This is a genomic window from Agromyces aerolatus, assembly GCF_031432255.1.
Lineage (GTDB): Bacteria > Actinomycetota > Actinomycetes > Actinomycetales > Microbacteriaceae > Agromyces.
The window spans coordinates 26,578-52,804 of sequence record NZ_JAVKGQ010000017.1; the positions used below are offsets into that span (position 1 = coordinate 26,578).

A 26,227-nucleotide genomic window follows, 5' to 3' on the forward strand; every position below is an offset into this window, starting at 1 on the left:
GCTACTCGACCAACGAGGGGGTCACTCGTCGGCGGTGAGGCGGTAGCCGACGCCGCGGACGGTCTCGATGATGCGCGGGTTGGTGGCGGACTCGCCGAGCTTGCGGCGCAGGTTCGCGAGGTGCACCTCGACGGCGCGCTTGTCGGCCTCGCTCACGTAGTACGACGTGACGTAGCTCTCGCCGCGGAGCGCGAGCGCCAGGTCGGCCTTGCTGCGCACCCGGCGCCGCGTGGTGAGCAGCAGGTTGAGCAGCTCGAACTCGCTGCGCGTGAGCTCGAGCCCCGTCTCGTCGAGGGTCACGAGGTGCATCTCCGGGTGCAGGCGCAGCCCGCGGTGCTCCAGCCAGCCGTCTTCCTCGTCGGCGTGCGCCGACTCGGCCGGTGCGGGAACAGCTCCCGACCCGGGATCGGTTGCGGGCGAGACCGCGGGCGCGCCGGGAGGCGCCGCGGCCCCGTCCCGTGCCGCGGGCGTCGGCGACAGGTCCGCTGCGGGCGCGGCAGCGCCCGGCGCCGTGACGGTCACGGTGACGGATGCCTCGGGCAGCACCACGCCCTCGGCCGGCGTGACCGTGGTCGGCGGGGTGCCGGCGATCGGCGCCGTCTGCGAGGCATCCGCCCGCCGCTCGGACGCGAGCCGTTCGCGCTCGAACCGGCGGCGCATCGCGTCGACCCGCGCGCGCAGCTCGCGTGGCCGGAACGGCTTCACCATGTAGTCGTCGGCACCCGACTCGAGGCCCATGAGGGTGTCGATCTCGTCGCCGCGCGCCGTGAGCATGATGAGGTACGTGTCGCTGATCGCGCGGATGCGTTTCGCGGCCTCGAACCCGTCGATGCCCGGCATGCTCACGTCGAGCGTGGTGAGTCCGGGGTTGTACGTGCGCACGCGCTCGACGCCGTCGACGCCGTTGCCCGCGCTGTGCGTCTCGAACCCCGCCTGTTCGAGCACCTCGACCAGGAGCCGGCGGATGTCCGGATCGTCTTCGATGATGACCGCGACGCGGTAATCGGTGCTTCCCATTCGTTCCCCCGATGGTGTCGTGCCACGTGCTGTGGTGAGGTGGTGCGCGGTGCCGGTTCGCGGCCGGACGGTGATGCGGGCGATGAGCGTCAACTCGTGCCGGTCAGTTCGATCGCGCGTTCCGGCCACCACTCGCCGGCGGGCGGCCCGCCGTTGCAGAGGCCGTCGCTCTCGCCCGGCGGCTTGACCCAGAGCACGGCGTCGACGACGGGATCGTCGACGGCCGTGGGCGTCTCGCCGATGGCCCGGCCCGGCGGGTTGCACCACTCGCCGTCGGCGGGTGCCCCGTTGCCGTTGCGCGACGTGTCGATGATCGCGTGCGTGCCGCCGCCGAGCTCGGCCGACACCTCCGCCGCGTAGGCGGTCTCGGCTTCCGTCGGCTGCGTGTTCGACACGTTCGTGGCGAAGCCGCGGACCGCGTCCACCCCGGCCGCGTGCAGCAGTGCGGCCATCTCGTCCGCCGGCAGCCAGTTCGAGTGGCCGCCGTCGAGATACACGAGCGCGTGGCTCGCATCGAGCCGGTGGAGCGCGGCCCGCACCAGCTGCACCCGCGCACCCGGGTCGTCGCACTCGGGCGACAGCGCGAGCGCGTCGGGCTCGAGCACCACGATCGCCGGAGTGTTGCCGATCGCGTCGCCGATCTCGCCGACCCAGTCGAGATACTCGACGGGCTCGAGGCCGCCCGCCGACTGACCGCCGCAGTCGCGGTCGGTGATGCCGTAGACGACGAAGACGGGCAATGCGCTCTTCGACTCGATGACGATCGATCGCACCGTCGCGCCGACCTCCCCGGCCGGGTCGCGCTCGGGCGTGAGCCAGATGCCCGTCGGCTGTGCCGCGAGCACGGTCGCCGCCTCGCGCTCGGCCTCGGACGTGGTGGTCTCGGCCGCGATCGAGGCGGATGAGTCGGGGTCGACGTAGAGCGCACGGCCGCCGAACACGTGGTCGGTGCTGTGCGCGACGGCGTACCAGGCGGCCGCACCGACCGCGGCCGCGACGGCGATGATCGCGATGAGCAGGATGACGCCCGCGAAGCGGCGCGCGGGTGGGGCCGGGGTGCGGCCGGGGTGCGGCGTCGCGACCGGAGCCGTGAACGGGCCCGTCGCGGGGTGCGGTTCGGTCATCGTGCGGGCCGACGGGCGACGGACGGTGCGCGTGGAGGCATCCGATGCCGGCGTGGCACGCGGTGCGCGTGAGGCATCGGGTGCCGGCGAGGCATCCGCACCCGCCGTGGGGACCGGACCGCTCGCGGGGTCGCCGACCCGGCGCACGTAGCGCGCGTCATCGCGCTCGTGCCGCACGCGCGACCCATCGTTCGGCGTCACCTCATCGGTCACGTCGAGCGGCTCCCTCCCCGAGTGCCAGAACCCCCGTCCGCTCATCCTAGAGCTTGCTAGGAAAACGCTCGCCGGCCGGCGCGGCGCGGGTGTGACCGCCGGCGCGGGCGGCCGCGGTCAAGTGGAGTCCTCAGGTCGTCATAGACTGGCGGTCGTGCATTCTGACGAAACCGTCGACGTCGTGCTCATCGGCGGGGGCATCATGAGCGCCACGCTCGGCTCCCTGATCTCGCGACTCCAGCCCGACTGGACGATTCGCGTCTACGAGCGCCTGGGGGAGGTCGCCCAGGAGTCGAGCAACCCCTGGAACAACGCCGGCACCGGCCACGCCGCGCTCTGCGAGCTGAACTACATGCCCGAGGCCAAGGACGGCTCGGTCGACCCCGCCAAGGCGATCAGCATCAACGAGCAGTTCCAGATCAGCAGGCAGTACTGGGCGCACCTCGTCGCACAGGGGGACCTGCCCGAGCCGTCGACGTTCATCAACTCCACGCCGCACATGACGTTCGTCAAGGGCGCGCCGAACGTGAAGTACCTGCGCCGCCGGTACGCCGCACTGAAAGACCAGCCGCTGTTCGCGGGCATGGAGTACACCGAGGACCTCGACCGGATCGCCGAGTGGACGCCGCTCCTCGCGAAGAAGCGCAACCCGCGCGCGCGGGTCGCCGCGACCCGCATCGAGTCGGGCACCGACGTCGACTTCGGCTCGCTCACGCGCTCCCTCTTCGACGACCTCGAGCAGCGCGGCGCCCAGATCAACACCGACACCCAGGTCACCTGGCTCGACCGGCAGAAAGACGGCAGCTGGAAGCTGAAGCTCCGCCGGCTCGTCGGCAACACGCCCGACGAGGTGCGCGCACGCTTCGTGTTCGTCGGTGCCGGCGGTGGCGCGCTCGCGCTGCTGCAGCACGCCGGCATCCCCGAGATCGAAGGCTTCGGCGGATTCCCGATCTCCGGCCAGTTCCTGCGCACCACGAACCCCAAGGTCGTCGCGCAGCACAAGGCGAAGGTGTACGGCAAGGCCGCCGTCGGCGCGCCGCCCATGTCGGTGCCGCACCTCGACACCCGCATCGTCGACGGCGAGACCGCCCTGCTGTTCGGCCCGTACGCGGGCTTCACGCCCAAGTTCCTCAAGAGCTCGACCTGGTTCGACCTGCCGTTCTCGGTACGCCTGCACAACATCGGGCCGATGCTGCAGGTCGGGCTGAAGAACTTCGACCTCGTGAAGTACCTCGTGGGTGAGCTGCTCGCGTCGCGCGACAAGAAGATGGCGGCCCTGCGGCAGTTCATGCCGACCGCGAAGAAGGAAGACTGGGAGCTCATCACGGCCGGCCAGCGCGTGCAGGTCATGAAGAAAGACCCCGAGAAGGGCGGCGTGCTGCAGTTCGGCACCGAGGTCATCACGGGCGCCGACGGATCGATCGCCGGGCTGCTCGGCGCATCGCCCGGCGCGTCGACGGCGGCGCCCATCATGCTCGAGCTGCTGAAGCGCTGCTTCCCCGACCGCATGCCCGAGTGGGAGCCTGCGATCCGCGAGATGATCCCGAGCTACGGCCGCACGCTCAACGGCGACCCGGCCGCCGCGGCCGAGTCGCTCGCCGCGACCGCGAAGGTGCTGAAGCTCACGGCGTAGGCGCGCGCGCTTCGCGCTTCGCGCGACCAGCCCAACCCCAGGGTCGAGTGTTACCGATCTGTGTCGGCTGATACCGATCCTCGGTCACGTTCGACCCGGTTCGGTATCACTCGACGCGCGTCGTGGGCGGGGCGGGAGGGGCGGGAGGGCGGGGCGGGCGGGTAGGGGTCGCGGTCGGCGCGACGATCTGGTAGTCTCGCTTCCGCTATGAAGTGAGAACCTCCCATCGTCCCGCGCCTGAGGCGCCGTTGACTCCGGGTGTGCTCCTTCGCTGAATCGCGACAGTGTCTCGCGCGCACCCATCTGACGACGGCGAATGCCCGGCGGGATCCAACCTTCCCGCTCCCGGGGTGCGCGTCGCCCGCGTGCTCGTCGTCCGGTGCACCGTCGCGCCGACGCGCGTCGCGCGCCCCCGGGAGCCCTTCGCGAAATGGGGTTCCCCATGGCTGTACGTTCATCGACCTCTCCCTATCTCCGGGCTGACGGGCTCTCCGTCGCCTACGGCGAACGCACCGTGTTCGCCGACCTCTCCCTGTCCGTCTCGCCGGGCGACCGCATCGGCCTCATCGGCGAGAACGGCGCCGGCAAGTCGACGCTGCTGCGCACGCTCGCGCATCCCGCTGGTCGAGTAGCGAGCGACGAAGGAGCACGCGTATCGAGACCCGTTGGCGGAGCGCGGAGTCCAGCTGGCACGGGTCTCGATACGCTCGCCGGCGCTCGCGACTCGACCGGCGAAGCCGTCGTCGACGGCGCCGTCTCGCGCCCGGCGCGCATCGGCCTGCTGCTGCAGGAGGTGCCGTTCGCGGACGACGATCTCGTCGGCGACATCCTCGAGGATGCGCTCGCCGAGGTGCGCGCGATCGAGCGCGAGCTCGACGCGGCCGCCGCGGCGCTCGCGGTCGACGCCGGCGACGAACGGGCTGCCCCCGAGGCATCCGCCCGCTATGCGACCGCGCTCGACGCGGCCGAACGCGCCGAGGTCTGGTCAGCCGACGCGCGACGCGATGAGCTCGTGCAGGGGCTCGGCGTGGGCGACCTGACGCTCGACCGTCGCATCGGCGAGGTGTCGGGTGGGCAGCGCAGCCGGTTCGCGCTCGCGGCCCTGCTGCTGCGGGCGCCGGACGCGCTGCTGCTCGACGAGCCCACGAACCATCTCGACGACGCCGCCGCGGCGTTCCTCGAGGAGCGGCTCCGCGCGTGGCGCGGGCCGGTGCTGTTCGCGAGCCACGACCGGGCGTTCCTCGATCGGGTCGCAACGGGCCTGCTCGATCTCGACCCGGGTCGGCAGGGTGCGCTCGCGCTCGCCGGGTCTGGTGCGGGGGCTGCGGGTGACGCGGGGCTCGCGGCCGCCGGTGGGCAGGTGTTCGGCGGCACGTTCTCCGAGTTCCTCGACGTGAAACGCGCCGAGCGCGAACGCTGGCAGCAGCAGTACGAGTCCGAGCAGGACGAGCTGCGCCGGCTGCACGTCTCCGTCGCCGAGACCGCACGGAACGTGTCGCACCACGCACCCATGCGCGACCGGAACAAGATGTCCTACGGCAATATCGGCAACCGCGTCGAGTCGCAGGTCAGCCGCCGGGTGCGCAACGCGCAGCTGCGGCTCGACACGCTCGAGCGCGAGCAGGTGCGGAAGCCTCCCGCGCCGCTCGCGTTCGCGGGCATCCCGTCGGGGTCGCACGCGCTCGCCGAGGACGCGGGCCTGCTGATCCAGCTGACGGATGCCTCGGTCGGCGACCGCCTGCGGCTCGACACGTTGCAGCTCGCGCCGACGGCGCGGCTGCTCGTGACGGGCGCGAACGGGGCCGGCAAGTCGACGCTGCTCGGTCTGCTCGCCGGGCGCGTCGCGCCCGACGGCGGCGTCGTGCACCGGCGGCGTGGGCTGCGCGTCGGGCTGCTCGAGCAGGATGTGCGGTTCACCGATCCGGATGCCTCGCCGCGCACGCTGTACGAGCGCACCCTGGGGGAGCGGCGCGCCGAACAGGTGCCGCTCTCGGGGCTCGGGCTGCTCGCGCGGCGCGACCTCGACCGGGCCGTCGGGGCGCTTTCCGTGGGGCAGCAGCGCCGCTTCGCGCTCGCGCTCGTGATCGCGCGGCCGCCGCACGTGTTCCTCCTCGACGAGCCGACGAACCACCTGTCGCTCGCGCTCGCCACCGAGCTCGAGGACGCGCTCGGCGCCTACCCCGGCGCCGTCGTCATCGCGAGCCACGACCGCTGGCTCCGCCACCGCTGGTCGGAGCCGGAGCTGCGCCTCGAGGCGGGCCGCGCGCTCGCCGCGGAGCCGTCGTCCGGGTGAGGGCGCGTGCCCGGAGCATTCCTTCGCTGCTCGGGCCTCCCGTGGGTTTCCCTGCTCAGGAACATCGGCGCGGCGCGCCGCGCCGGCGGCGGTGACACGCCGTCGGCGCGGCCATCGTTCCTGAGCTGGGTAACGGATGCCTCGGTCGAGGCGAGCGCGAGGGGGCGGTTGCGGGGGAGTCGAACATATGTTCGAATGAGGGGGTGCGGTGGAGTGGACAGGAGCTCGGGGTCGAGCAGGCGGGAACGCTGCCCGGGCTGGCGCGGCTGAACAACCTCGTGCGGTCGGTGCAGACGCCCGAGTTCGCCGGGGTGACGTTCCATGAGGTGCTGGCGAAGTCCGCGCTCAACCACGTTCCCGGCGCGTCGGCGATGCCCTTCGCGTGGACGATCAACCCGTATCGTGGCTGTCTGCACGCCTGTACGTACTGCTTCGCCCGACCCACGCACGAGTACCTCGACCTCGACGCGGGTGACGACTTCGACCGGCAGATCATCGTGAAGGTCAATGTCGTCGACGTGCTGCGCAAAGAGGTCGCCAAGGCGTCATGGCGGCGGGATCACGTCGCACTCGGCACGAACACCGACCCGTATCAGCGGGCCGAAGGCCGGTACGAGCTCATGCCCGGCATCATCGACGCGCTCGCCTCGTCGGGCACCCCGCTCAGCATCCTCACCAAAGGCACGCTGCTGCGCCGCGACCTGCCCCTGCTGCAGCGTGCGGCCGAGCACGTGCCCGTCGACCTCGCCATGTCGATCGCGGTGTACGACCACGAACTGCAGCAGTCCGTCGAACCCGGCACGCCGAGCACGAAAGCGCGGCTCGCGACGGTCACCGCCGTGCGCGACGCGGGGTTCGACTGCGGCGTGTTCATGATGCCGGTGCTGCCGTATCTCACCGACACACGCGCACACCTCGACGAGGCGGTACGGCAGGCGAAGGCCGCGGGCGCGACGAGCGTGACCTGGTCGGCCCTTCACCTCCGCGGCTCGGTCAAGCCATGGTTCATGCAGTGGCTCGAGCGCGAGCATCCCGATCTCGTGCCGAAATACCGGTCCATGTACTACGGCCGCAATGCTTACGCACCGAAGGCGTACCGGGCGTGGCTCGGCGAGCGCATGCGACCGCTGCTGCGCGCGCACGGGCTGGCCACGCGGGCGGCGGACCCGACGACCGGGGGTGTGCGGTCGAGTGCGTTCCGGTTCGGGGCGAGCGCCGGTGGGGCATCCGGGAAGGTGGGGGAGGCGAGGGCGCGCGTGGTCGCGCCGGAGTTCGCGCCGCCGCCGGACCCTGCGGCGCTGTTCTGAACGCGGCGGGGTCTCGATACGATCGCGACACGTGCGGGGCGTCGTGGCGGGACGCGCGGCGCGCGGGTGCGATAATCCCGTGGACCCCTTCCCCCGGAGGACGCATGGCCGTTGGGCTGCCCGAGCAGCTTGCTCGCGACGCCCTCCGGCGTGCGCTGCAACGCGCCGCGCACGCGGCGGCGTTCGTGTGCCTCGCGACCGCGCTCCTGATCAGCGTCGTCAGCGCGGTCGTCGTCGGCCGCACCGACTCCTGGTGGGCGGTCGGCGCGCTCGCCGCCATGACGCTCTCGCTCGTGCTCGTCGCCGTGCGGCCGACACTCGCCAGCACGCTCCTCTCCCTGCTGGTCGGCGGCGTCACGGTCTACGTCACGACCCTCATCGTGATGTCGGGCGATTCGCCGTTCGACACGTCGAACAACCTCGTGCTCGCGCTGCCGCGCGTCGCGCTCGTGCTCGTCGGCGGCGTGGGTGCCACGACGGTGCTCGCGATCACGTGGGCGGTGCTCGGGTTCGCGGTGGGCGAGGTGGCCGCGCTCGCCGCATCGGGCCACCTCGGCACGGACTGGGCGGCGAACACCGCGGCCGCGTTCGCGGCCGCCGTCATCGTGGCCATCGTGTGCATCGATCGCGCGGGCCGGCGGTCGGGCGGCGAACGGGCCGGCGCCGGCAGCGAGCTGCAGCTGGCCGACCGGCGGGCGCGCGAGCTCGCCATGCACGCCGACCGTGAGCTTCGCGCGACGGCGCGACTGCACGACACCGCGCTCACGCACCTCGTCGCGATCGCGTCGGCCGGGTCGGGGCCCGTCGAGGATCGGCTGCGCGCCGCGATCCGGCAAGATCTCGCCCGTATCGCGGGTCCCGACTGGGCGATCGATCAGCCCGAGGCATCCGCCGCCGGCCCGCGACTCGACCGGTCGATGACCGCAGCCGAGCACGCCGGGCTCGAGGTGCACCTGATCGGCGACACGTCCGCGCTCGGCCTGGTCACGCGCGAACGCGCCGAGGCGCTCGACGACGCGGTCGCGCAGTGCCTCGTCAACGTGAGCCGGCACGCCGGCGTCGACGTCGCCGAGGTCGCGATCGGTGTCGGCGACGGCGAGCTCACGATCGCCGTCATGGACGCGGGCGTCGGGTTCGACACCGAGTCCGTGCCGGGTGACCGCATCGGGTTGAAGACGTCGATCCGCGGCCGCATCGAGCGGGTCGGGGGCGCGGTCCGGCTCTGGTCGACCAGGGGTGTGGGCACCACGATCGTGTTGAGCGTCCCGACGGACCACGAGGCATGAGGCGACGGCCGCTCCACCTGTCCCCGCAGGTGGTCGATCCGATCGGCGGGCTCGTCGACGCGCCGATCGTGGCGGTCGGCGCCGCGATCACGTCGCTGATCGCGTTCACCCTGACCGCGGCGCACTGGGACGAGGTGGGCAACACCGTCGCCGCGGCGCTGGGCGTGCTGCTCGTGGTCGCCGCGGCGATCGTGCTGTTCGCGGCGACCCTGCCGTCGCGGGCGCCGTTCACGCCCGAGCGGCTCGGGCTCATCGTGGCTCTCGCGGTCGCCGCCGCGGTCGCGGAGTACGTGTCGACCGCGGGCACGAACCGGTTCCTCTACGACGACTACGGCGCCGTGGTCGTGGGGCTGCTCATCCTGTCGCTCGCGCCGTTCTGCACCTGGGTGCCGCTGGTGGTGGCCGGGCTGCTGTCGACCGCGGTCAGCACGATCCTCGTGCTGGGGGCCGCGCCCACGACCGAGACCGACGCCCCGGTCATCTCGCTCGTCGCGGTGAACGCGGCCATCATCCTGTCGCTGACCGCGGCCGCCGCCGTGTACTCGGCGACGGTCGTGCGCGAGGTGCTCGCGTGGCAACGGCAGACGAACCAGGAGCTGCTGCGCCGCGACGCGACGCAACCTGACGCGTTCGGCAGCCAGTCGCCGTCGCGGGTCCAGGTGCTGCGCAGCGAGGTCCTGCCGTTCCTCGCGCGGGTGACGACCGCCGACCACCTCTCGAGGGCCGACGCCGACCGGGCGCGCGAGCTCGCCGAGGCGCTCCGCGGTGCGCTGCGCGCGGGCGTCGAGGCGACCTGGCTCGACGAGCTCGTCGAGTCGGTGCGGCGCACGCACGGCACGCCCGTGAGCGTCGCCGACCGAGCCGGCGACGCGCGCCGGCTCGACGACCATCAGCGTGCCGCGGTGACCGCGCTGCTCACCTGGATCGGCGACCGCAGTCGCGCCACGGGCGTGCACGTCGCGGTGGAGCGGGCCGCCGACGCGCCGCGCGGCCGGATCACGGTCGCGGCGGACCGCCACGAGGACTGGCGTCCGCGTCGTCGCGAGCTCCACCGGTTCGTCGCGGTGGCGCGGATCGTGGGGTTGCGCGCACGCGCGCTCGCGACGGGGGAGAATGTCACGGTGGAGTTCGACTATGCGATCGATTGAGCCGCGCTGATGGCGAAGCTGTACTTCCGCTACGGCGCGATGAACTCGGGCAAGTCGACGGCGCTGCTGCAGGCCGCGTTCAACTACGAGGAGCGCGGGCATCACGTGCTGCTCGCCAAGCCGTCGGTCGACACGAAGGGCGACCGCGAGATCGTGTCGCGCCTCGGTGTCGCGCGCGAGGTCGACTTCACGATCGCACCCGATGAGCCCGTGCTCGAGACGTTCCAGCGTCACCGCACACGTGTGATCGAGGCATCCGGCCGGGACGTGAGCAGCCTGCTCGTCGACGAGGCGCAGTTCCTGAGCGAACGGCAGGTCGACGACCTGCTGCGCATCGCGCTGCTCGACGACGTGCCCGTGCTCGCGTACGGCATCCGCACCGACTTCCTGACCGTGGCGTTCCCGGGCAGCCGGCGCCTGCTCGAGGTCGCGCACAGCCTCGAGGAGCTGAAGACGATCTGCCGCTGCGGCCGCAAGGCGATCTTCAACGCGCGCAAGATCGACGGCGTGTTCGTCTTCGACGGCGACCAGGTCGCCATCGACGAGTCGGTCGAGGTCGACGAGGGCGCGGTGCACGAGGTGACCTACGAGTCGCTCTGCGGGGTCTGCTACCTGCAGGAATCGGGCGGGGTGCTGAACGGGCGCCGGTGACGGATGCCTCGGGCGCGGGTGGTCCGCCCGGGTGCGTTGGTGATCGCGGCCAATGCGGCTGGCGGCCATCGGCCGCAGTTCTGTCGCGGTCGGCTGCCGTCTCGCGGTCGGCCGCGGTTCTGTCGCGGTCGGCTGCCGTTCTGTCGCGGTCGGCTTCCTTGCTCAGGAACGGCGGCGCGAAGCGCCGTGCCGACGGCGGCGACACGCCGCCGCGGCGGTCGTCGTTCCTGAGTTGGGATGGCTGAGGGGCGGTGGATGACCTGGGTGAGCGGATGCCTCGGGCGGGCGCATGTTCGCGGTGGGGGGTTCCACCTACGGCCTGTCCCCAATTGGGGGGACATTCTCCGAAAATAGTGAGAATCCGCTCCGCCCGTCGGTAGCGTGGCGGGGATCGTGCGCCGACCCGGCGAGCGACCTCCCCTCATCACCCGGCGCGTGAGTCCGACGCCCGGAGAAGGAGACCCCTACGCTTATGACGGCTTCCAGCCCTCGAACTTCTGCGCGTTCACGGCGCCTGATCGGCATCGGAGCCGCAGCGCTCCTCGCCGTTCCGGCGTCGCTGGTCCTGGCCACGCCCGCTCACGCGGCCGAGCCCGGCTCAGCGACCTTCGATTCCGCCTCGGTCTCCGAGTGGACGGTTCCGGCTGGTGTCCGCGAGGTCGTCGTGACCGCGCTGGGCGGCTCGGGCGGCAACGCCTCGGGCCAGCACGGCGGCGCGGGTGGCTTCGGCGCCTCGGTCGAGAGCGTGCTCACCGTCGAGCCCGGTGACGTGCTCGACATCTGGGCCGGCCAGGCCGGCGCGAACGCCGGTAGCGGCCGCACCGAGAACGGTGCCGGCGGCACGGGCTTCGTCGCGGGCGGCAACGGTGCCCGCAGCGGCGACCTCGCGCGTCCGGGTGCCGGCGGCGGCGGCGCGAGCGCCGTGGCCGTCAACGACGAGACCCTCGTCATCGCCGGTGGCGGTGGCGGTGGCGGCGGCCGTGGCGCCGACGACAGCTTCATCTTCGGCGACGCGTGCTACGGCGGCGCGGGCGGCAACGCCGGCGCTGACGGCGCGGCGGGGTACACCACGGGCGCCCGCGGTTGCACCATCCAGAACGGCGGCGCCGCTGGAAGCGACGCCTTCGGCGCCGGCGGCAACGCGACCAACGTGCCCGACACGACCTTCCCGAACGCCGCGGTCGGCGGCGCGGGCGGCGGCGGCGCGGGCGCCGGCAACGCCGGTCCGCAGAACCTCGGACCCTTCCTCGCCCGGAACGGCGGCGGCGGTGGCGGCGGCGGTGGCGCGAGCCTCGGCGACGTGATCGGTGTCGCGGCGGCGGCCGGCAACGGCTCGGTCGTGCTCGAGTGGGAGGTCGCCTACACGACCGCTATCGAGCTCGGCACCTCGCCCGAGCCCAGCGTCATCGGCGAGACCGTCGAGTTCACGGCCCTGGTCGCGAACACCGAGACGGATGCCACGCCGGTCGGCGACCTCACGTTCGACTTCGGCAACGAGGAGATCGTGACCGTGCCGCTCGAGGCCACCGAGGAGCCCGGCGTCGCATCGGCCACGGTCGAGCGCGCGTCGATCACGCTCGGCGTGCAGGACTTCTCGGCGTGGTACACGCCCACCGAGGGTTCGCCGTTCGCCGGCACCGAGGCCGGTGGCCAGTTCGACGTGGAGCGTGGCGACACGCTGACCGTCCTCGACGTGCAGCCGGTCGACCCGGCGTACTTCGACACCCTGCGCGCCACCGCGACCGTCTCGGTCGTCGACCCGGCCGTCTCGGTGCTCGACGGGTACGTCGCGTTCTTCAACGGCGAGGAGCTCGTCGAGATCGTCGCCGTCGACCCCGCGACGGGTGAGGCTGCGGTCGAGTTCCCGGCGACCGCGGTCGGCGAGGTCGAGGTCTGGGCGTTCTACGGTGACGACAGCTTCCTCAACGCGAGCGAGGACGTCGTGCTCTACGACGCGCACGCTGCCGCGACGACGACCGAGCTCAAGGCTTCCGCGAAGGAGGTCGCGCACGGCGGCAAGGTGAAGTTCGAGGCCGCGGTGACGTCCAGCGTCGTCGCGCCGGTCGAGGAGCTGCCGCAGACCGGTGACGTCGAGGTCCAGGCCGCCGTCGCACCGGTCGAGCCGGCCGGTGTGGTGCGCTTCACCGTCGGCGAGAAGGTCCTCGGCGAGGTCGTGCTGAGCGCGAACGGCACCGCGGCCCTCGAGACCGCTGCGCTGCCCACGGGTGAGCACGAGATCGTCGCGCACTTCGTCAGCTCGGTTCCCGAGCTCGCCTCGTCGCACTCGGAGGCCGTCAAGGTCACCGTCGCCGCGGCGAAGGGTTCGGGTTCCGGTTCCGGCACGGGCCTCGCGTCGACGGGTGTCGACGCCGGCCTGCTCGGTGGCGGGGCGCTGCTCGCCCTGCTGCTGATCGGTCTGGGTGCGGCCGTCGTGATCCGACGCCGCCAGACGGCCTAACCCCCGAACCGCATCACGCCTTCCCCGGGCGTGACGCGATCCGCCCGGCGGAGCCTGTGCCTGGCTCCGCCGGGCACTTTCATGCCCGGGCGCGGTCGGCGGTCGAGGTGCTTCCCCGCGGTGTACTGCCGGAGTGTTTCCTTGTTCAGGAATGCCGGCGCGGCGCGCCACGCGGGCGGCGGCGACACGCCGTGGGTGTGGACGTGATTCCTGAGCAGGGAAGGTGTGGCCGGCGGGTTTGGGTTGACGAGTAGGCGGATGCCCCGGGGTTCGTGTTGCTCGCGCGCGGCCGGTCAGCGCGCCGGTTCGCGCGCGGTGGTCTCGGAGTGTTTCCTTGTTCAGGAGCAGCGGCGCGGCGCGGCGCGCCGGCGGTTGCGACGCGCCGTGGGTGTGGACGTGATTCCTGAGCAGGGAAAGCGTGGGCGGGTCGTGGGCGGACGCGGGTCGCGGGTCGCGGGTGGGCGGATGCCTCGGAAGCAGAAGCGGCGGTCGAGCACCACTACGCGACGGGTGACGGCGGCGCGGGGGCGGGCTACATGACGAGGAGCAGGATGAGCATGGCGTTGTAGACGATGTGCGCGACGATGGCGCCGCCGATGCGGCCGGTGAGCACCACGATCACCGCGGCGGCGAGGCCGAACGCGAAGGTCGACAGCCCGGTGACGAGCGCGAGCGTCGGGCTGGGCGACTCGAGCGTGTGCAGCAGCGCGAACAGGGCCGAGCTGGCGAGCACCGCGATGATCGTCGAGGTGGCACGGCTCGCGCCCGAGGCATCCGTCGCGTCTCGCAGTGTGGGCAGGGTGAGGCCGCGGAAGAAGCACTCCTCGATGACCGGCCCGAGCAGCACGGGTGCGAGCAGCAGCGTGAACCAGGCCATGGTCGGGTCGATCTCGAGCTGCAGCCCGGTGCCAGACATGCGGCCGAGCACCACGAGCTCGATGACCGCGGACACGCCGCGCATCATGAATCCGGCGCCGACGCCCCAGAGCAGGTCGATCGGGCGGATCCACGGCCGGGCGAACAGCGGTGCCCCACCCGAACGGCGCGCTCCGCGCGCGGCGACAACCACGGCGACGCCGAGCGGCACCCACACGACGAGATACGCGCCGACCGCTTGCAGCCACGCCGGCACGATCACCGTGCGCACGAGCGCCGACCAGGCGAGCATCGCGACGACCGCGATCACGACCGCGGCAGCGGGCGCGAGCAGCGTGACACGAGATTGCGGCCGTGTGAACGAATCCTGGTTCGCCCCAGTTCGGGGGATAGGCTTTCCGTGGGGCATGGTCCCGAGCGTAGCGGTGGGGGTAAACACCCAGTTTTCTTCTGGGTTGCGCCGGCATCGGGGAGATTTAGGGGTGGCATGAACGACAGGGCCTGGTCGCGCCCAGAACCGGAAGTCAACAGATTGACTCCGGTTCTGTGGCACGATAAATGCGGCGAAGGTGCCGCGATTTCGGGAGCGGCGCACCTCGCCGTTTCCATGCGGGTGAGGGTGGGGTTCCGTGGAGCTGCGTGACTACGTGCGGGTGCTGCGTCAGCACTGGGTGCTGATCGTCGCGCTCACGCTCCTCGGCGTCGCGGCCGCGGCCGGCTACTCGATCATGCAGACGCCGCAGTACAGCTCGTCGGCGAAGGTGTTCGTGTCGACCTCGGGCGGAGCATCCGTCAGCGAGTTGCAGCAGGGCAACACGTTCACGCAGCAGCGCGTGAAGACCTACGCCGATCTGGTGACGACGCCGATCGTGCTGCTGCCCGTGATCAACGAGCTCAGCCTCGACACCACCGGCGAGGCGCTCGCCCGCCAGATCTCGGCGTCGGCGCCGCTCGACACGACCCTGATCCAGATCACCGCGACCGACGACGACCCTGCGCTGGCCGCGGCGCTCGCGACCGCGGTGTCGCAGAGCCTCACGCAGGTGGTCGGCTCGATCGAGTCGACCAACGCGGCCGCGCAGGCCGAGGGCGAAGAGACGGATGCCTCGCCGGCGCAGAGCCCGGTCAGGCTGACGCTCGTGCAGCACGCGGCCGTGCCGCAGTCGCCGGTGAGCCCGAACGTGCCGCTGAACATCGCGCTCGGCGCGCTCGTGGGCCTCGCGCTCGGCGTGGGCATCGCGGTGCTGCGGGCCACGCTCGACACGCGCATCCGCAATGAGCGCGACGTCGAGATGGTCACCGAGACGCCCATCATCGGCGGCATCGTGTTCGACCCGAAGGCGAAGGAGCGGCCGCTCATCGTGCACGCCGACCCGCATTCGCCGCGGGCTGAGTCGTTCCGCACGCTGCGCACGAACCTGCAGTTCCTCGAGCCGGGCCGCGGCGACCGCGCGTTCGTCGTGACCAGCTCGATCGAGTCGGAGGGCAAGTCCACGACGGCTGCGAACCTCGCGATCGCGCTGGCCGACTCGGGTGCGCGGGTGCTGCTCGTCGACGCCGACCTGCGCCGGCCGAAGGTCGCGAGCTACCTCGGCATCGAGGGTGCCGTGGGTCTCACCGACCTGCTCATCGGCCGCGCCGACCTCGCCGACGTGATCCAGCGCTGGGGCCGCAATCAGCTGTACGTGCTGCCCGCGGGCCGCATCCCGCCGAACCCGAGCGAGCTGCTCGGTTCGACGCAGATGGTGAAGGTGATCCAGGAGCTCCAGGAGACGTTCGACGTCGTGCTCTTCGACGCTCCGCCGCTGCTCCCGGTGACGGATGCCGCGGTGCTGGCGCGCAGCGTCGGCGGCGCGATCGTCGTGGTCGCCGCCGGCCGGGCGCACAAGCAGCACCTGCGCGGCGCGCTCGCGGCGCTCGAGAACGTCGACGCGCCCGTCTCGGGCGTCGTGCTCACTATGCTGCCCACGAAGGGCCCCGACGCGTACGGCTACGGCCGCTACGGGTACGGCTACGGGTATGGGTACGCGGCGCAGCCCGATGAGGAGGCGGTCCGCACGTGACCCTGCGCGTCCTCGTCGTCTGCACCGGCAACATCGCCCGGTCTCCGCTCGCGGAGAGGCTGCTTCGCGCACGCTTCGCCGCCGCGGGGGTCGATGCGGTCGTGTCGAGTGCGGGCACGGGGGCGCTCGTGGGCGAGTCGATGACGCCCGAGGCCGCTGCGCTGGCTGAGCGGTACGGGGCGGATCCGTCCGGGCATGTGGCGCGGCAGGTGTCGCCGGCCGTGCTCGAGGACGTCGATCTGGTGCTCACCGCGACGCGTGCGCATCGCGCCGAGGTGGCGTCGACGCTGCCGAAGGCGGCGCGGAAGTCGTATACCCTGCGGGAGTTCGCGCGGATCGTGGAGTTCCTCGGCACTGACGAGGCATCCGAATTCTTTGTGTCCAATGGGGAAGCGCCTTCCGCGACTGTGCCTGCTGGGACTGTGCCCGCCGGGGAGGCGCCCACCTCCCTGCTCGAGACCGCGTCCATGGCGCGCGGTTTCGCCCCACCACCCGAAGAACCCGAATCTGACAATGTCGTCGACCCGTACCGTCGTCCGGCCGAGGTGTATGACGAGGCGGGCGCGCTGATTGATGCCGCGACCGCGTCCATCGTCGCCGCGTTCGCCGCCGCGGAACGAGCCGGTCGTGGCGCCGCGTAGGCCGCAAGGGCCGAAGCGGCCCAACCGCACGGCCCCGTGGATGCTCATCGGCATCGCGCTGTTCGTCATCGCCGACGTGCTGCTCGTGTGGGCGGCGATCACGTCGGCGCGGACGCCGCCGCCGCCGAGCTCGGCCGTCGGCACCGTCGACGTGCAGATCTCGCCGTCGGCGTCGCCGACGCCGTCTGAGGCGCCGCCGCAGGACCTCGAGGTCGCCCGGCCCGTCGCGCTGCTCGCGGCCTACGACTCGCTGACCGCGTATCGCGCGATCACGGGGGAGTGCCCGGTCGCGCCGCCCGAGATCGAGGTCACGACCGACGGCGGCGTCAGCTGGACGCCGTTTGGTGTGACGGATGCCTCGTCGATCGAGGCCATCACGCCCGAGGGCGCGAACACGCTCAGTGTGATCGCGCGTGATGCGGATGGGTGCGAGGCGAGCGTGCACCGGAGCTTCGTGCAGGGCGCGGGGTGGGCGGAGGCGCCTGAGCTCGACGGGCGTTGGCGGATTGAAGCCGGTGTCGTGATCGCGCCGGGGCCGGTGACCGCGACGCCGTGTGCTGAACCGGTGCAGGTTGCCGGGGTGTCGCCGGCGCGGGCCGTGGTGCTGTGCGCGGATGCGGTGGTGCATGTGACGGATGATGCCGGGGGGACTTGGGTTTCGTCGGAGCCGATCTCGGGGGTTTCGGCGATCGCGGCGCGGGATGACGCGGTGCTCGTGGTGATCGAGCGGCAGGGGGAGTGCGAGGGGCTGCAGGTTGCGGGGCTCAGTGCCGGGGGCGCGGGCGAGGCTGGGGCCGAGGCCGGGCTGGTGCTTGGGGCGCCGGGGGCGTGCATCACGACGGAGCCGACGGATGGGCACAGTGCGCTCGCGGTGTCGAACGACGGCTCGATGGTGTGGCTGTGGTCGAACGGGGTCGTGGCGCGGTCGGTCGACGGGGGTGCGTCGTGGTGACGGCGGAGGTGCGTGGCACACGTTCGACCCGTGAGGCGGTCGGGCGGGGCTCGACGCGCGAGTGGTCGCGCCGCCTCGCCGCCCGGGTGCGGTTGACGGACGCACTCGTGCTCGTCTGGGTCGTGTTCGGCACGCAGATCGGTTGGGTGCGGCTCGATACGTCGGTCATGGGCTTCAGCGGCTCGCGCGGGGACATCGAGATCAGCTACACGTTGGTGTCGCTCGCCATCGTGGTGGCGTGGATGATCGCGCTGAACCTCTTTGACACGCGTTCGCCGCGCGTGCTCGGCGTGGGCACGCAGGAGTACAAAGGAATCGCGGATTCGGCGCTGCGCCTCTTCGGGCTCGTGGCGATCGTGGCGTTCTTGTTCAAGATCGACATCGCGCGCGGATACATATTAATTGCCTTCCCGCTGGGTGTGGCGACGTTGATGTTCTCGCGATGGATGTGGCGCCAGTGGCTCGGCGTCAAGCGCGAGCAGGGCGAGTTCTCGTCGCGCGTGCTGCTCGTCGGCTCACCGGAGTCGGCTACGGTGATCGCGCGCGAGCTCTGGCGTCACAAGGAAGCCGGGTACCAGGTGGTCGGCGCCTGCGTGACGCGAGGATCGTCGCTCCTGACGCATCTGCCGAACACGAACGTTCCGGTCTTCGCCGGCGTGGATGATGCACTCAGCACCATGCGCGAGCTCGGGGGCGACACCGTCATCATCACCTCGAGCGATGAAATGGACCCTGAGCGCGTGAAGCGCCTCAGCTGGGGTCTCACGCCGGGTGCGGAGCACCTCGTGGTCGCGCCCAGTCTCATCGACATCGGCGGTCCCCGTATTCGCACGCGCCCCGTCGCGAGCCTCCCGCTCATTCACGTGGAAACCCCGAAGTTCGAGGGGCGGAAGCTGCTCGCCAAGCGCGTCTTCGACCTGTTGGCGTCCGCGGTGCTGATCCTGCTGCTCTCGCCGGTGCTTATCGTGGTCGCGCTGATTGTGAAGCTCACCTCGCCGGGCCCGATCCTGTTTCAGCAGGAGCGTGTGGGTATCAAGGGGAAGCCATTCAAGATGCTCAAATACCGCAGCATGGTCGTGGACGCGGAGGCCCGTCTCGAGGCGCTAGAAGCCCAGCGCGACGCCGGCAACAAGGTCATGTTCAAGATGAAGGATGACCCCCGCGTCACGCCAATTGGACGAGTGTTGCGCCGCTACAGCTTGGACGAGCTCCCTCAGTTGTTCAACGTGTTACTCGGCTCCATGAGCCTCGTTGGTCCACGTCCGCCGCTGCTGCGTGAGGTCGATGCTTACGACAAGCACGTCAACCGGCGTTTCCTCGTGAAGCCTGGAATAACGGGACTCTGGCAGGTTAGCGGGCGATCTTCGCTCGCCTGGGAGGAGACTGTGCGGCTCGATCTGTACTACGTCGAGAACTGGTCATTGACGGGGGACATTGTGATTCTGTGGAGGACTGTTCGAGCGGTTCTTGAATCGCGGGGAGCGTACTAGATGCCGTCGGTTGCGATTGTCGGTACCCGCGGTTACCCGAGCTATTACGGCGGTTTTGAGACGGCAGTGAGAAAGCTCGCTCCGTATCTCGTCGAGCAGGGATGGGACGTGACCGTGTACGGACGGCCTGGCGCAACCCGCAGCGACGATCCGTCTCGGGATCCTCGTGTTCACGCAATCGAGACGCGCGGCGTCGAATCAAAATCGCTCAGCACGCTCTCGTATGGCCTCACTGCCACAGGACAAACGTTGCGCCGTCGGCCCGACGTCGCCCTGGTGATGAATGTGGCGAACGGTTATTTCTTGCCGTTGCTTCAGATGCGCGGCATCCCTTCCTTGGTCAACGTTGATGGCATTGAGTGGGATAGAGCGAAATGGGGTCGACTCGCTAAGGCGACCTTTCGCGGCGGCGCAAAGATGACCGCAAGATTTGCGACGGAACTCGTTGTCGATGCCCGAGCGATCGGTGAGCGTTGGCAGGCTGAGTTTGGGCGGGACGGCATATTCATCCCGTATGGCGGCGACCCCTCGGACGATCTCCCCGTTGAGCCGGGGCTCACTCGGGGCGCGTACGCGCTCGTAGTCGCTCGGTTCGTTCCTGAGAACACTATCCCGGAGTTCTTCGATGCGGTGGATGCGCTCGGTAACGAAACGGACGTCGTGATCGTCGGATCGAGCGGATACGGCGGGGAATTAGACGAGCGCGCCCGCCAGCTCGCGCTGACGCATCCGCGTGTGACCTGGCTTGGACACGTTCACGATGACACGCGTCTGCGCTCCCTTTGGCAACATGCAGGCGCATACTTTCACGGCCACAGCGTGGGCGGCACGAATCCGGCGCTAGTTCAGGCGATGGCGGTCGGAGCCCCGATCGTCGCGCGCGACACCATCTATAACCGGGAAGTCCTCGCGAGTGGCGGGCTATTCGTGAAACCTGGGGCTCGCGAAATCGCAAACGGGATACGCACCTTGATCGCCGACGAAACGTTGCGTTTGACGCTTTCTGCCGATGCCCGCGAGCGAGCAGCGCAATACTATTCATGGCCAAGCGTGTGCGCTGCGTATGAGGAGGCTCTGCGGGCCTGCGCGGATGGCGAACGTTCGCCATCCGCCGCGGACGCGTCCGCCTCCGGCGGGGCGAATCCAAGATGACGCGTTCGGACGTGCCGCGGCCGGCATACGGTGATCCGCTTGCGCGGACCGGAAGCTACTCAGTCGTCGTGCTGTACTACCGTTTCGGGCCGGACATTCGCAGGACCCTCGACGCCATCCTCGCGCAATCGGTACTGCCGCTCGAGGTAGTCGTTGTCGATAATGCTTCAGCAGATGGCGTCCTCGCGGAAGTTTCCTTCGAATATCCGCAGGTCACGTTTGTCGATTCGACGGACAACCTGGGTTATGCCGGCGGCATGCGACTCGGCTGGACGGCGCTAACGACTGACGCTGACTGGGTCCTCTTCCAGACGCACGAAGTCCGCATGGCGGCCGACTGCGCAGCGATGCTCATGAGGGCAGGCACGAGTGATGAGCAAATCGTCCAGCTCGGCCCGGCGACGTTCACAGACGATCCGCCCGTTCCCTGGTCGTTTGGTGGAAGGTTTCGCGTGGACGGACGCGTCGCTCATTACACCGCTCCCCGCGCTGACGTGCCGTATGCAGTGGAGTGGATCGATGGCTGCTGCCACCTAGTTCGGGCTGATTGCGTATCGCGGCATTTGTTTGATCAGCGCTACTTCCTTTACTGGGAAGATGTAGACATCTCGGCGCAGCTGTCCCGAAAAGGCTTAGTGGCGTGTGTTCCATCCGCCGCTGCGTGGCAATCCACATCGATGGCGCCCACTTATTTCGACACGCGCAATCGCCTGCTTTTCTGGAGAAAGTTCGGTCGCTGGGATCTTGTGTTGTTGGGCGTTGCGGATCCTATTGCACGAATGCTTCTCTGCGACATCTGGCGAGCCTCGTCGAGGTCGGTGCTCCGCGACCGCCTACGAGGTCTCCGAGACGGGGTCGGTCGTCGAGCACCGACGATCGTCGGGCCGCGTGCTGACGCCCCACGAGAAGGGAAGCGTTAATGCTGAGCGAGCCGGCGATGGGTGTGGTGCTGCTAGTCAATCCGCTAGGCGCAGCGCTGCGGCACTACTGCAAGGTGCTCGGAGAGGCTCTTCGCACCCAGGGCTTGGAAGTGGAGGAGGTCAGCGTCCTCGAGCCTTCTGCTTCCGGGGCAGGGCGGCTTCGCTGGGCGATCGACTACATTCGGATGCTCTGGTGTGCTGTCCGAAAGCATCGATGCTCAGAGGTCGTGGTTCTTTGGCCGGTGTTCGGAATGTTCGATCTGTTGATTCTGCGCCTGATGAGATTCGGCGCGACCTCCCTCATCGTTCACGACCCGATTCCAATGGTGCGGAGCGTTGGGTACGGGCGATTTGCGTGGAAATTGGCTGGCAGCGCCGGGCGAGCGACTGTTCTCGTGCATAGTGAGGCCGCTTTCCGCGATGTCCAGGAAAGCAGTTCGGGGCAGATTCGAGTCGCGATGCTCCCTCATCCGGTCTCGGTGGGAAGACCGGATACGGCCGACCGTCCAGCTCGCCCGGCTGGGCTCGTGGTGCGCGTACTGGGTCAATATAAGCCGACGCGGGATATCGAGGCCCTGGAACAGATCGCAAGCGATCTCGCGGGCGATGCGCGCCTCGAAATCGTTGGGCGAGGGTGGCCCGATCTCGTTGGCTGGCACGTCGACTCGAGATTCGTTCCGGAGAACGAGCTGAACGAACTCATTTGTTCGAGTTCAGTAGTCGTGATTCCTTATAGGCGTTTCTACCAGAGCGGGATCGCCTTGCGGTGCCTTGAGCTGGAGGTTCCCTTTGTCGGGGAAAGCGGCACAAGTCTGAGAAGCTTGCTTCCGGCTGACACTGGCTTACTTGTCCGAGATGGGGAGTGGCGCGCCGCGATCGATGCAGCGGCGGCGATGTCTGATGCGGAGCTTCGTGATTTTCGAGAGCGCTACTTGGAGGATGCCCATGCGGCGTACGCAACGTATTTCGGCCGGCGAGCGTCTAACCGAGCGAAGGTGTGAGGGGGCATCTTGGTGCGTTGGGCCCAGGCCTCAGACTTGAAGCGCGGCCAGGAGAGTTACGGGCAGGCGACGGCCAGGGGATGGAGATCCGAACGTATGAGCCAGATGGCAACCCAGGATGGAATCGCCCTGGAGTCTCTGCGGGCCGCGACTAGGGCCGCCTTGCGTGAAGCAATTGGTCCAGCCCACGAGGTTGTGTTGCTCGACCTACCGACCCACATGAACGTGGGTGACACGATGATCCTGCGCGGGGAACTCGAGCATCTGCGACGACTTGGTATCCGACCGAGCTACCTTGCCGATCGATGGCGCTATCGCCCCGAGGACATGCGAGCGCTCGCGCGCGACGCTCCAATTTTGCTTCACGGTGGCGGAAATTTCGGAGATGTGTGGCCGGAGTTTCAAGCCTTCCGAGAGGAGATCGTTGATAGACATCAGAGCACAAGAATTATTCAGCTGTCTCAAAGCGTCTATTTCTCCTCCGCATCGGCAGCTCAGCGGGCCGATCGCATACTTGGCAGTCACCCGAATTTCCTACTAATGGTCCGCGACTGGGACTCGTTCGAGCGCGCAAAGCGGCTCCTTCCAAGCGTGAGAGCGCAGTTCGTTCCCGACATGGCCTTCGGTCTCCAGCTCGAAGTCACGGGGCCAGATCGGAACGGACCGATCACCTTGCTTGCACGCGAAGATCATGAGAGCACGGGCTCGCTCAAGAAGGCCGCGCTGGAAGCGCTTCCCGAACAACCCCGGACGATCGACTGGGGACTGAATGGAGTGCCGAGACTCGAATGGTCCCTGCGGAAGATCCCTGCAGCGGTGAGCAAGCGCGTCGCCTCGGCTCGTGGGCGTCAACTCATGTATCCGATAGTGGCATCTCAGTATGCATCGATGTTTGACCTCAATATGAAGAGTGGCGTCGACATCGTGCGCAGCGCCCGTCTATTACTAACCGACCGGCTGCACGCGCACGTGCTTGCTTGCCTGCTTGGTGTTCCTCACATTGTCACCGACAACTCGAACGGCAAGGTAGGGGCCATCTATAGGGCTTACACATCTGAATTCACGTCGGCGACGTTCGCGAAAGACGTGGATGATCTAGGTATTGCGATCCAGAAAGCGCTCCGTGACTGAACTGCGTGTACATCTGCACCGTTCGTTGGATGTTCCGGCTTGGCGCGCTGAACATGCGCGCGGAGAGCGTCCAGATGCCACGCCTTACGGTCTGCACAAGCTGGCGGAACTCGGCTACGACGTGCTCTTCGCACCGCAGCGTCGGAGTACGCCGGCGGAGCTGATGATGGCGGCGGCATCACGAGCGCCTGGGGGGTCGCCCGAGCGAATCGCATTGAGTTGGGACGAATTCACAGCGGTGCATATGGCAGGACAGGAACGCGGCTCGAGGCGCGCCACCGGTGTGATCTGGGCGGTCGACATGCTCGCCTCGAAAGACGTTCGTATCCGAGCACGTCTCGCCTACCTTCGGAGAGTGCTCCGTGGCTTTGACCTTGTGTGGTGCTTGAGTGAAGCGCAGGTGGCCCCGCTTCGGGCGTGGCTCGGCGCAGAGGGTCCAATGGTCAGGGCACTCCGCTTCGGAGTCGACACTGATTTCTTTTCGAAAGCGCCGCTGGACTCGTCCGCTACCGTGTTGAGTGTCGGAAACGACAGGGATCGAGACACGGTGACGCTGGTCCGTGGACTCGAGCTGCTCAAGGCTCACGTCCCGGAACTCGAAGTGAGAATCCAAACGCGGCACGAGGTCGAATTGCCTAGTGACTTCGTGCGCCTGCCGTGGATGTCGCATACAGAACTTCGCGCAGAAATTGAGCGCGCCACCGTGATGGTGCTCGCGACACGACCGAACCTTCACGTCTCCGGGATGACGGCGAGCCTTGAGGCGATGTCCGTGGGTCGGCCGGTCGTTCTCACCAACACTCCGGGCGCCGATCAGTATGTGGTCCCCGGGCTCCACGGTGAGCTAGCGACGGTAACCGACCCGCAGTCGCTATTCGCATCGGTCCTGCATGTCTTGAATTCGGATCCGGTCGCCTACGGTGACAGAGCGCGGTCGGCAGTCGAAACAGGCATGACGAGCACCCACATGGTCCGACAGCTTGGAGACTTCTTGAGTGATGCGATCCAATATGCGTAGTGCCAGGATGGGGAACGGGCAGGCCGTATCGGAGGAGCCGCGTGAGCCGCCCCATTATCGCGAGGGCGTCTCATTCGGCGGTGCACCCGCCCGTCGGGGTGCAGGGCGTGAGCGTCCGATACCGGCTCACTCCGGTGCGATGAGCGGCGGCTGGCGCTTGATCACGGTGGGTCTAGTTGGGATGGCCACGTTGGCCGCCACGGTCTTGCTCGGCCCGTTTGTTGCCTTGGTCGCGGTCGCCATCGCCGCAGTGATCTTGGCTATCGCGCTGCGCCCTCAAATGTCGGTGTATCTCGTGATCCTTATCGGCCTGACGGCATACCCGGCGTTCGTGCCGTACCAGGTGACTCTCGGCAGCTTCACTATCTTCGTGTACGAACCGGTGCTGTTCATAGCAGCGGTCTGGAGCTTTGTTCTTCTGAGAGGTCGGAAGGGCATCGTCGGACGAACTTGCGTCTTACTTGGCTTGGTTGCCATTTGGGGCGCCGCAGGAATCGCAGTGGGTAACCCAGTGATTGAGGTGATCGGTGATGCCCGAGGTCTCGTCAACGTTGCCCTCTTCGCGATGGTCGCCGCAAGCATTTTCGGAACCATTTACGAGCGCACGTCTCTGAAGGTCCTGCTCGCAAGTCTCTGGGTATCGGCGGTTGTGACGCTTCTGTCATCCCTCGTGGGGTTTCCGGTCGCGGGACGAAGAGAGGACGCGAGCCTTGTTCTTGTTGACGGCGGAGCGACGGCCTCAGGTGCGACTCGGCTATTGACCGCCGCTACAGAGATCTCGGTTCTCGTGCTTTGCGTCGCGATTGCGCTCGCGATCACCGGAAAAGTGAGGCTCAACCGCCTTGTGCCGTACATCATCCCCGCGACAATCATCACTGCGCTCGGATTCTCTCGGAATAGCGTGCTCGCCATCGGAGTTGCAGTCATCCTCGCTTTTCTCGTCGCCCGTACTTCGATCCGATCGGTCGCCAAGATAATTGGCGCGGTGCTAGCGATAACGCTCCTATTTATTCTCGGCGCCGCCGCCGGTGCGCCAGGCGCAGCTTATGTCTCAGACCAGGTAACGGCTTTCACCGGCCGCGTGCTTAACGGACTCAGCTCGTCCACAGTTGCTTCCGATTCTTCCGCCCTCGCTCGACAGAGTGAGAACGCCTACGCGGGAGCTGCATTCGCAGAGTCGCCGATCGTAGGGCACGGGCTCGGCTATGCGTATCGTCCAGCCGTCGGCGAGGCGGGGACATTTTCAGCGACGAAGGGTCAGTACTACGCCCACAACTTCTGGTTATGGACGCTCGTCAAGTCCGGAGTCTTGGGTTTGATGGCAATTCTCATCTGCTTTCTTGCGCCCGTTCTGGTCGCCCTGCGTACAAGTGACTTGATCGCGAAAGCTCTCGCGGCCGCCATGATTGGCCTGCTGGTATCGATGTTCTTTGCCCCGTTCGTGAATGACCCGGGCAACGGCGGAAGCCTCGCGGTTGGTGCACTCCTCGGAGCGACATGGGGCAGCATCGCGGCGGTGCGTTCGCACTCCCGCGTGCTGACCGACGCGGTGTAACAACCGGTTCGTGACAGTCACTAAGGCTCAGTGCTAGGTGATAGTGGCCGAAATCGGTCTGCACGCACTCGGGAGTCATGGAGCGGCGGAGGGTACAGCTGGCCGAGCCGTCCGCGTCGGCGTTGGTTTGTAAGGGTGATGCGATGTTCCACGACAACAACCACTCGGTCCTGCGGATCCGCAAAATCCGCTGGCGTGAGTTTGGCTTTCTCGAGCGGAACTAGGCCCTTGACCCGGACGATCAAGATGTCTTCGGTGTGCTGATCCGAGCTAAGGCGAAGCATCTGCATATTGAGTA

The 26,227-nt window shown here is 68.7% G+C and carries 20 protein-coding genes; 17 read left to right on the forward strand and 3 right to left on the reverse strand.

The window, feature by feature from the left end; translation table 11 throughout:
* Positions 1–21: 21 nt before the first annotated feature.
* Both RH864_RS16610 and RH864_RS16615 read right to left on the reverse strand, forming a co-directional pair.
* Positions 22–1,017 (reverse strand): response regulator transcription factor, encoded by a 996-nt coding sequence (locus RH864_RS16610; RefSeq protein ID WP_310518689.1) that lies wholly within the window; start codon positions 1,015–1,017, stop codon positions 22–24.
* A gap of 89 nt (positions 1,018–1,106) precedes the next feature.
* Complete coding sequence (locus RH864_RS16615) at positions 1,107–2,354, reverse strand: glycoside hydrolase family 6 protein (protein WP_310518690.1); 1,248 nt, start codon at positions 2,352–2,354, stop codon at positions 1,107–1,109.
* A gap of 154 nt (positions 2,355–2,508) precedes the next feature.
* Here RH864_RS16615 and RH864_RS16620 point away from each other — a divergent pair, with 154 nt between their 5' ends.
* The 7 genes from RH864_RS16620 to RH864_RS16650 all read left to right on the forward strand — a co-directional run bounded on the left by RH864_RS16620 (position 2,509) and on the right by RH864_RS16650 (position 13,130).
* On the forward strand, positions 2,509–3,987 hold the full coding sequence (locus RH864_RS16620) for a malate:quinone oxidoreductase (protein WP_310518691.1): 1,479 nt from the start codon (positions 2,509–2,511) through the stop codon (positions 3,985–3,987).
* A 442-nt stretch (positions 3,988–4,429) separates the two neighbouring features.
* The gene (locus RH864_RS16625) at positions 4,430–6,280 is read left to right on the forward strand and encodes an ABC-F family ATP-binding cassette domain-containing protein (RefSeq protein WP_310518692.1); all 1,851 of its coding nucleotides are present in this window, start codon (positions 4,430–4,432) and stop codon (positions 6,278–6,280) included.
* Positions 6,281–6,483: 203 nt separating this feature from the next.
* Positions 6,484–7,587: an Rv2578c family radical SAM protein gene (locus tag RH864_RS16630; RefSeq protein WP_310518693.1), complete on the forward strand. Its 1,104-nt coding sequence runs from the start codon at positions 6,484–6,486 to the stop codon at positions 7,585–7,587.
* Between the two features lie 104 nt (positions 7,588–7,691).
* Positions 7,692–8,873, forward strand: coding sequence for a sensor histidine kinase (locus RH864_RS16635; RefSeq protein WP_310518694.1), 1,182 nt, complete (start codon positions 7,692–7,694; stop codon positions 8,871–8,873).
* Positions 8,870–10,021: a hypothetical protein gene (locus tag RH864_RS16640; protein ID WP_310518695.1), complete on the forward strand. Its 1,152-nt coding sequence runs from the start codon at positions 8,870–8,872 to the stop codon at positions 10,019–10,021. Before RH864_RS16635 ends, RH864_RS16640 begins: the two co-directional genes overlap by 4 nt.
* A 9-nt stretch (positions 10,022–10,030) precedes the next feature.
* Positions 10,031–10,672 carry a thymidine kinase gene (locus tag RH864_RS16645; protein ID WP_310518696.1) on the forward strand — a complete coding sequence of 214 codons (642 nt, stop codon included), beginning with the start codon at positions 10,031–10,033 and terminating at the stop codon, positions 10,670–10,672.
* A gap of 472 nt (positions 10,673–11,144) precedes the next feature.
* Positions 11,145–13,130 (forward strand): Ig-like domain-containing protein, encoded by a 1,986-nt coding sequence (locus RH864_RS16650; RefSeq protein WP_310518697.1) that lies wholly within the window; start codon positions 11,145–11,147, stop codon positions 13,128–13,130.
* A gap of 532 nt (positions 13,131–13,662) precedes the next feature.
* Here RH864_RS16650 and RH864_RS16655 read toward each other — a convergent pair.
* The gene (locus tag RH864_RS16655; protein WP_310518698.1) at positions 13,663–14,415 is read right to left on the reverse strand and encodes a CPBP family intramembrane glutamic endopeptidase; all 753 of its coding nucleotides are present in this window, start codon (positions 14,413–14,415) and stop codon (positions 13,663–13,665) included.
* Between the two features lie 220 nt (positions 14,416–14,635).
* On the opposite strand from RH864_RS16655, the gene RH864_RS16660 reads away from it, so the two are divergent.
* From RH864_RS16660 to RH864_RS16705, 10 genes are all read left to right on the forward strand, one after another.
* Positions 14,636–16,069 (forward strand): polysaccharide biosynthesis tyrosine autokinase, encoded by a 1,434-nt coding sequence (locus RH864_RS16660; RefSeq protein ID WP_310518699.1) that lies wholly within the window; start codon positions 14,636–14,638, stop codon positions 16,067–16,069.
* Complete coding sequence (locus RH864_RS16665; RefSeq protein WP_310518700.1) at positions 16,066–16,710, forward strand: arsenate reductase/protein-tyrosine-phosphatase family protein; 645 nt, start codon at positions 16,066–16,068, stop codon at positions 16,708–16,710. The genes RH864_RS16660 and RH864_RS16665 overlap by 4 nt, the downstream gene beginning before the upstream one ends.
* A complete protein-coding gene (locus RH864_RS16670) occupies positions 16,697–17,662 on the forward strand; it encodes a hypothetical protein (protein ID WP_310518701.1) in 966 nt (321 codons plus the stop codon). The genes RH864_RS16665 and RH864_RS16670 overlap by 14 nt, the downstream gene beginning before the upstream one ends.
* Positions 17,656–19,152, forward strand: a complete 1,497-nt coding sequence (locus RH864_RS16675; protein WP_310518702.1) for a sugar transferase — start codon at positions 17,656–17,658, stop codon at positions 19,150–19,152. The genes RH864_RS16670 and RH864_RS16675 overlap by 7 nt, the downstream gene beginning before the upstream one ends.
* On the forward strand, positions 19,153–20,304 hold the full coding sequence (locus tag RH864_RS16680) for a glycosyltransferase (protein WP_310518703.1): 1,152 nt from the start codon (positions 19,153–19,155) through the stop codon (positions 20,302–20,304).
* Positions 20,301–21,224, forward strand: a complete 924-nt coding sequence (locus tag RH864_RS16685; RefSeq protein WP_310518704.1) for a glycosyltransferase family 2 protein — start codon at positions 20,301–20,303, stop codon at positions 21,222–21,224. The genes RH864_RS16680 and RH864_RS16685 overlap by 4 nt, the downstream gene beginning before the upstream one ends.
* Positions 21,224–22,225 carry a hypothetical protein gene (locus tag RH864_RS16690; protein ID WP_310518705.1) on the forward strand — a complete coding sequence of 334 codons (1,002 nt, stop codon included), beginning with the start codon at positions 21,224–21,226 and terminating at the stop codon, positions 22,223–22,225. The genes RH864_RS16685 and RH864_RS16690 overlap by 1 nt, the downstream gene beginning before the upstream one ends.
* A gap of 105 nt (positions 22,226–22,330) precedes the next feature.
* Positions 22,331–23,356, forward strand: a complete 1,026-nt coding sequence (locus RH864_RS16695; RefSeq protein ID WP_310518706.1) for a polysaccharide pyruvyl transferase family protein — start codon at positions 22,331–22,333, stop codon at positions 23,354–23,356.
* Positions 23,349–24,374 (forward strand): glycosyltransferase family 4 protein, encoded by a 1,026-nt coding sequence (locus RH864_RS16700; RefSeq protein WP_310518707.1) that lies wholly within the window; start codon positions 23,349–23,351, stop codon positions 24,372–24,374. The genes RH864_RS16695 and RH864_RS16700 overlap by 8 nt, the downstream gene beginning before the upstream one ends.
* Before the next feature lie 190 nt (positions 24,375–24,564).
* Positions 24,565–25,929: an O-antigen ligase family protein gene (locus RH864_RS16705; protein ID WP_310518708.1), complete on the forward strand. Its 1,365-nt coding sequence runs from the start codon at positions 24,565–24,567 to the stop codon at positions 25,927–25,929.
* Positions 25,930–26,227 lie beyond the last annotated feature (298 nt).

Bases quoted from the DNA above. Each gene is read 5' to 3' on its own strand.
- RH864_RS16610 (WP_310518689.1), bottom strand. From the start codon at position 1,017: ATGGGAAGCACCGATTACCGCGTCGCGGTCATCATCGAAGACGATCCG.
- RH864_RS16625 (WP_310518692.1), top strand. From the start codon at position 4,430: ATGGCTGTACGTTCATCGACCTCTCCCTATCTCCGGGCTGACGGGCTC.
- RH864_RS16635 (WP_310518694.1), top strand. From the start codon at position 7,692: ATGGCCGTTGGGCTGCCCGAGCAGCTTGCTCGCGACGCCCTCCGGCGT.
- RH864_RS16640 (WP_310518695.1), top strand. From the start codon at position 8,870: ATGAGGCGACGGCCGCTCCACCTGTCCCCGCAGGTGGTCGATCCGATC.
- RH864_RS16645 (WP_310518696.1), top strand. From the start codon at position 10,031: ATGGCGAAGCTGTACTTCCGCTACGGCGCGATGAACTCGGGCAAGTCG.
- RH864_RS16650 (WP_310518697.1), top strand. From the start codon at position 11,145: ATGACGGCTTCCAGCCCTCGAACTTCTGCGCGTTCACGGCGCCTGATC.
- RH864_RS16655 (WP_310518698.1), bottom strand. From the start codon at position 14,415: ATGCCCCACGGAAAGCCTATCCCCCGAACTGGGGCGAACCAGGATTCG.
- RH864_RS16680 (WP_310518703.1), top strand. From the start codon at position 19,153: ATGCCGTCGGTTGCGATTGTCGGTACCCGCGGTTACCCGAGCTATTAC.
- RH864_RS16685 (WP_310518704.1), top strand. From the start codon at position 20,301: ATGACGCGTTCGGACGTGCCGCGGCCGGCATACGGTGATCCGCTTGCG.
- RH864_RS16690 (WP_310518705.1), top strand. From the start codon at position 21,224: ATGCTGAGCGAGCCGGCGATGGGTGTGGTGCTGCTAGTCAATCCGCTA.
- RH864_RS16695 (WP_310518706.1), top strand. From the start codon at position 22,331: ATGGCAACCCAGGATGGAATCGCCCTGGAGTCTCTGCGGGCCGCGACT.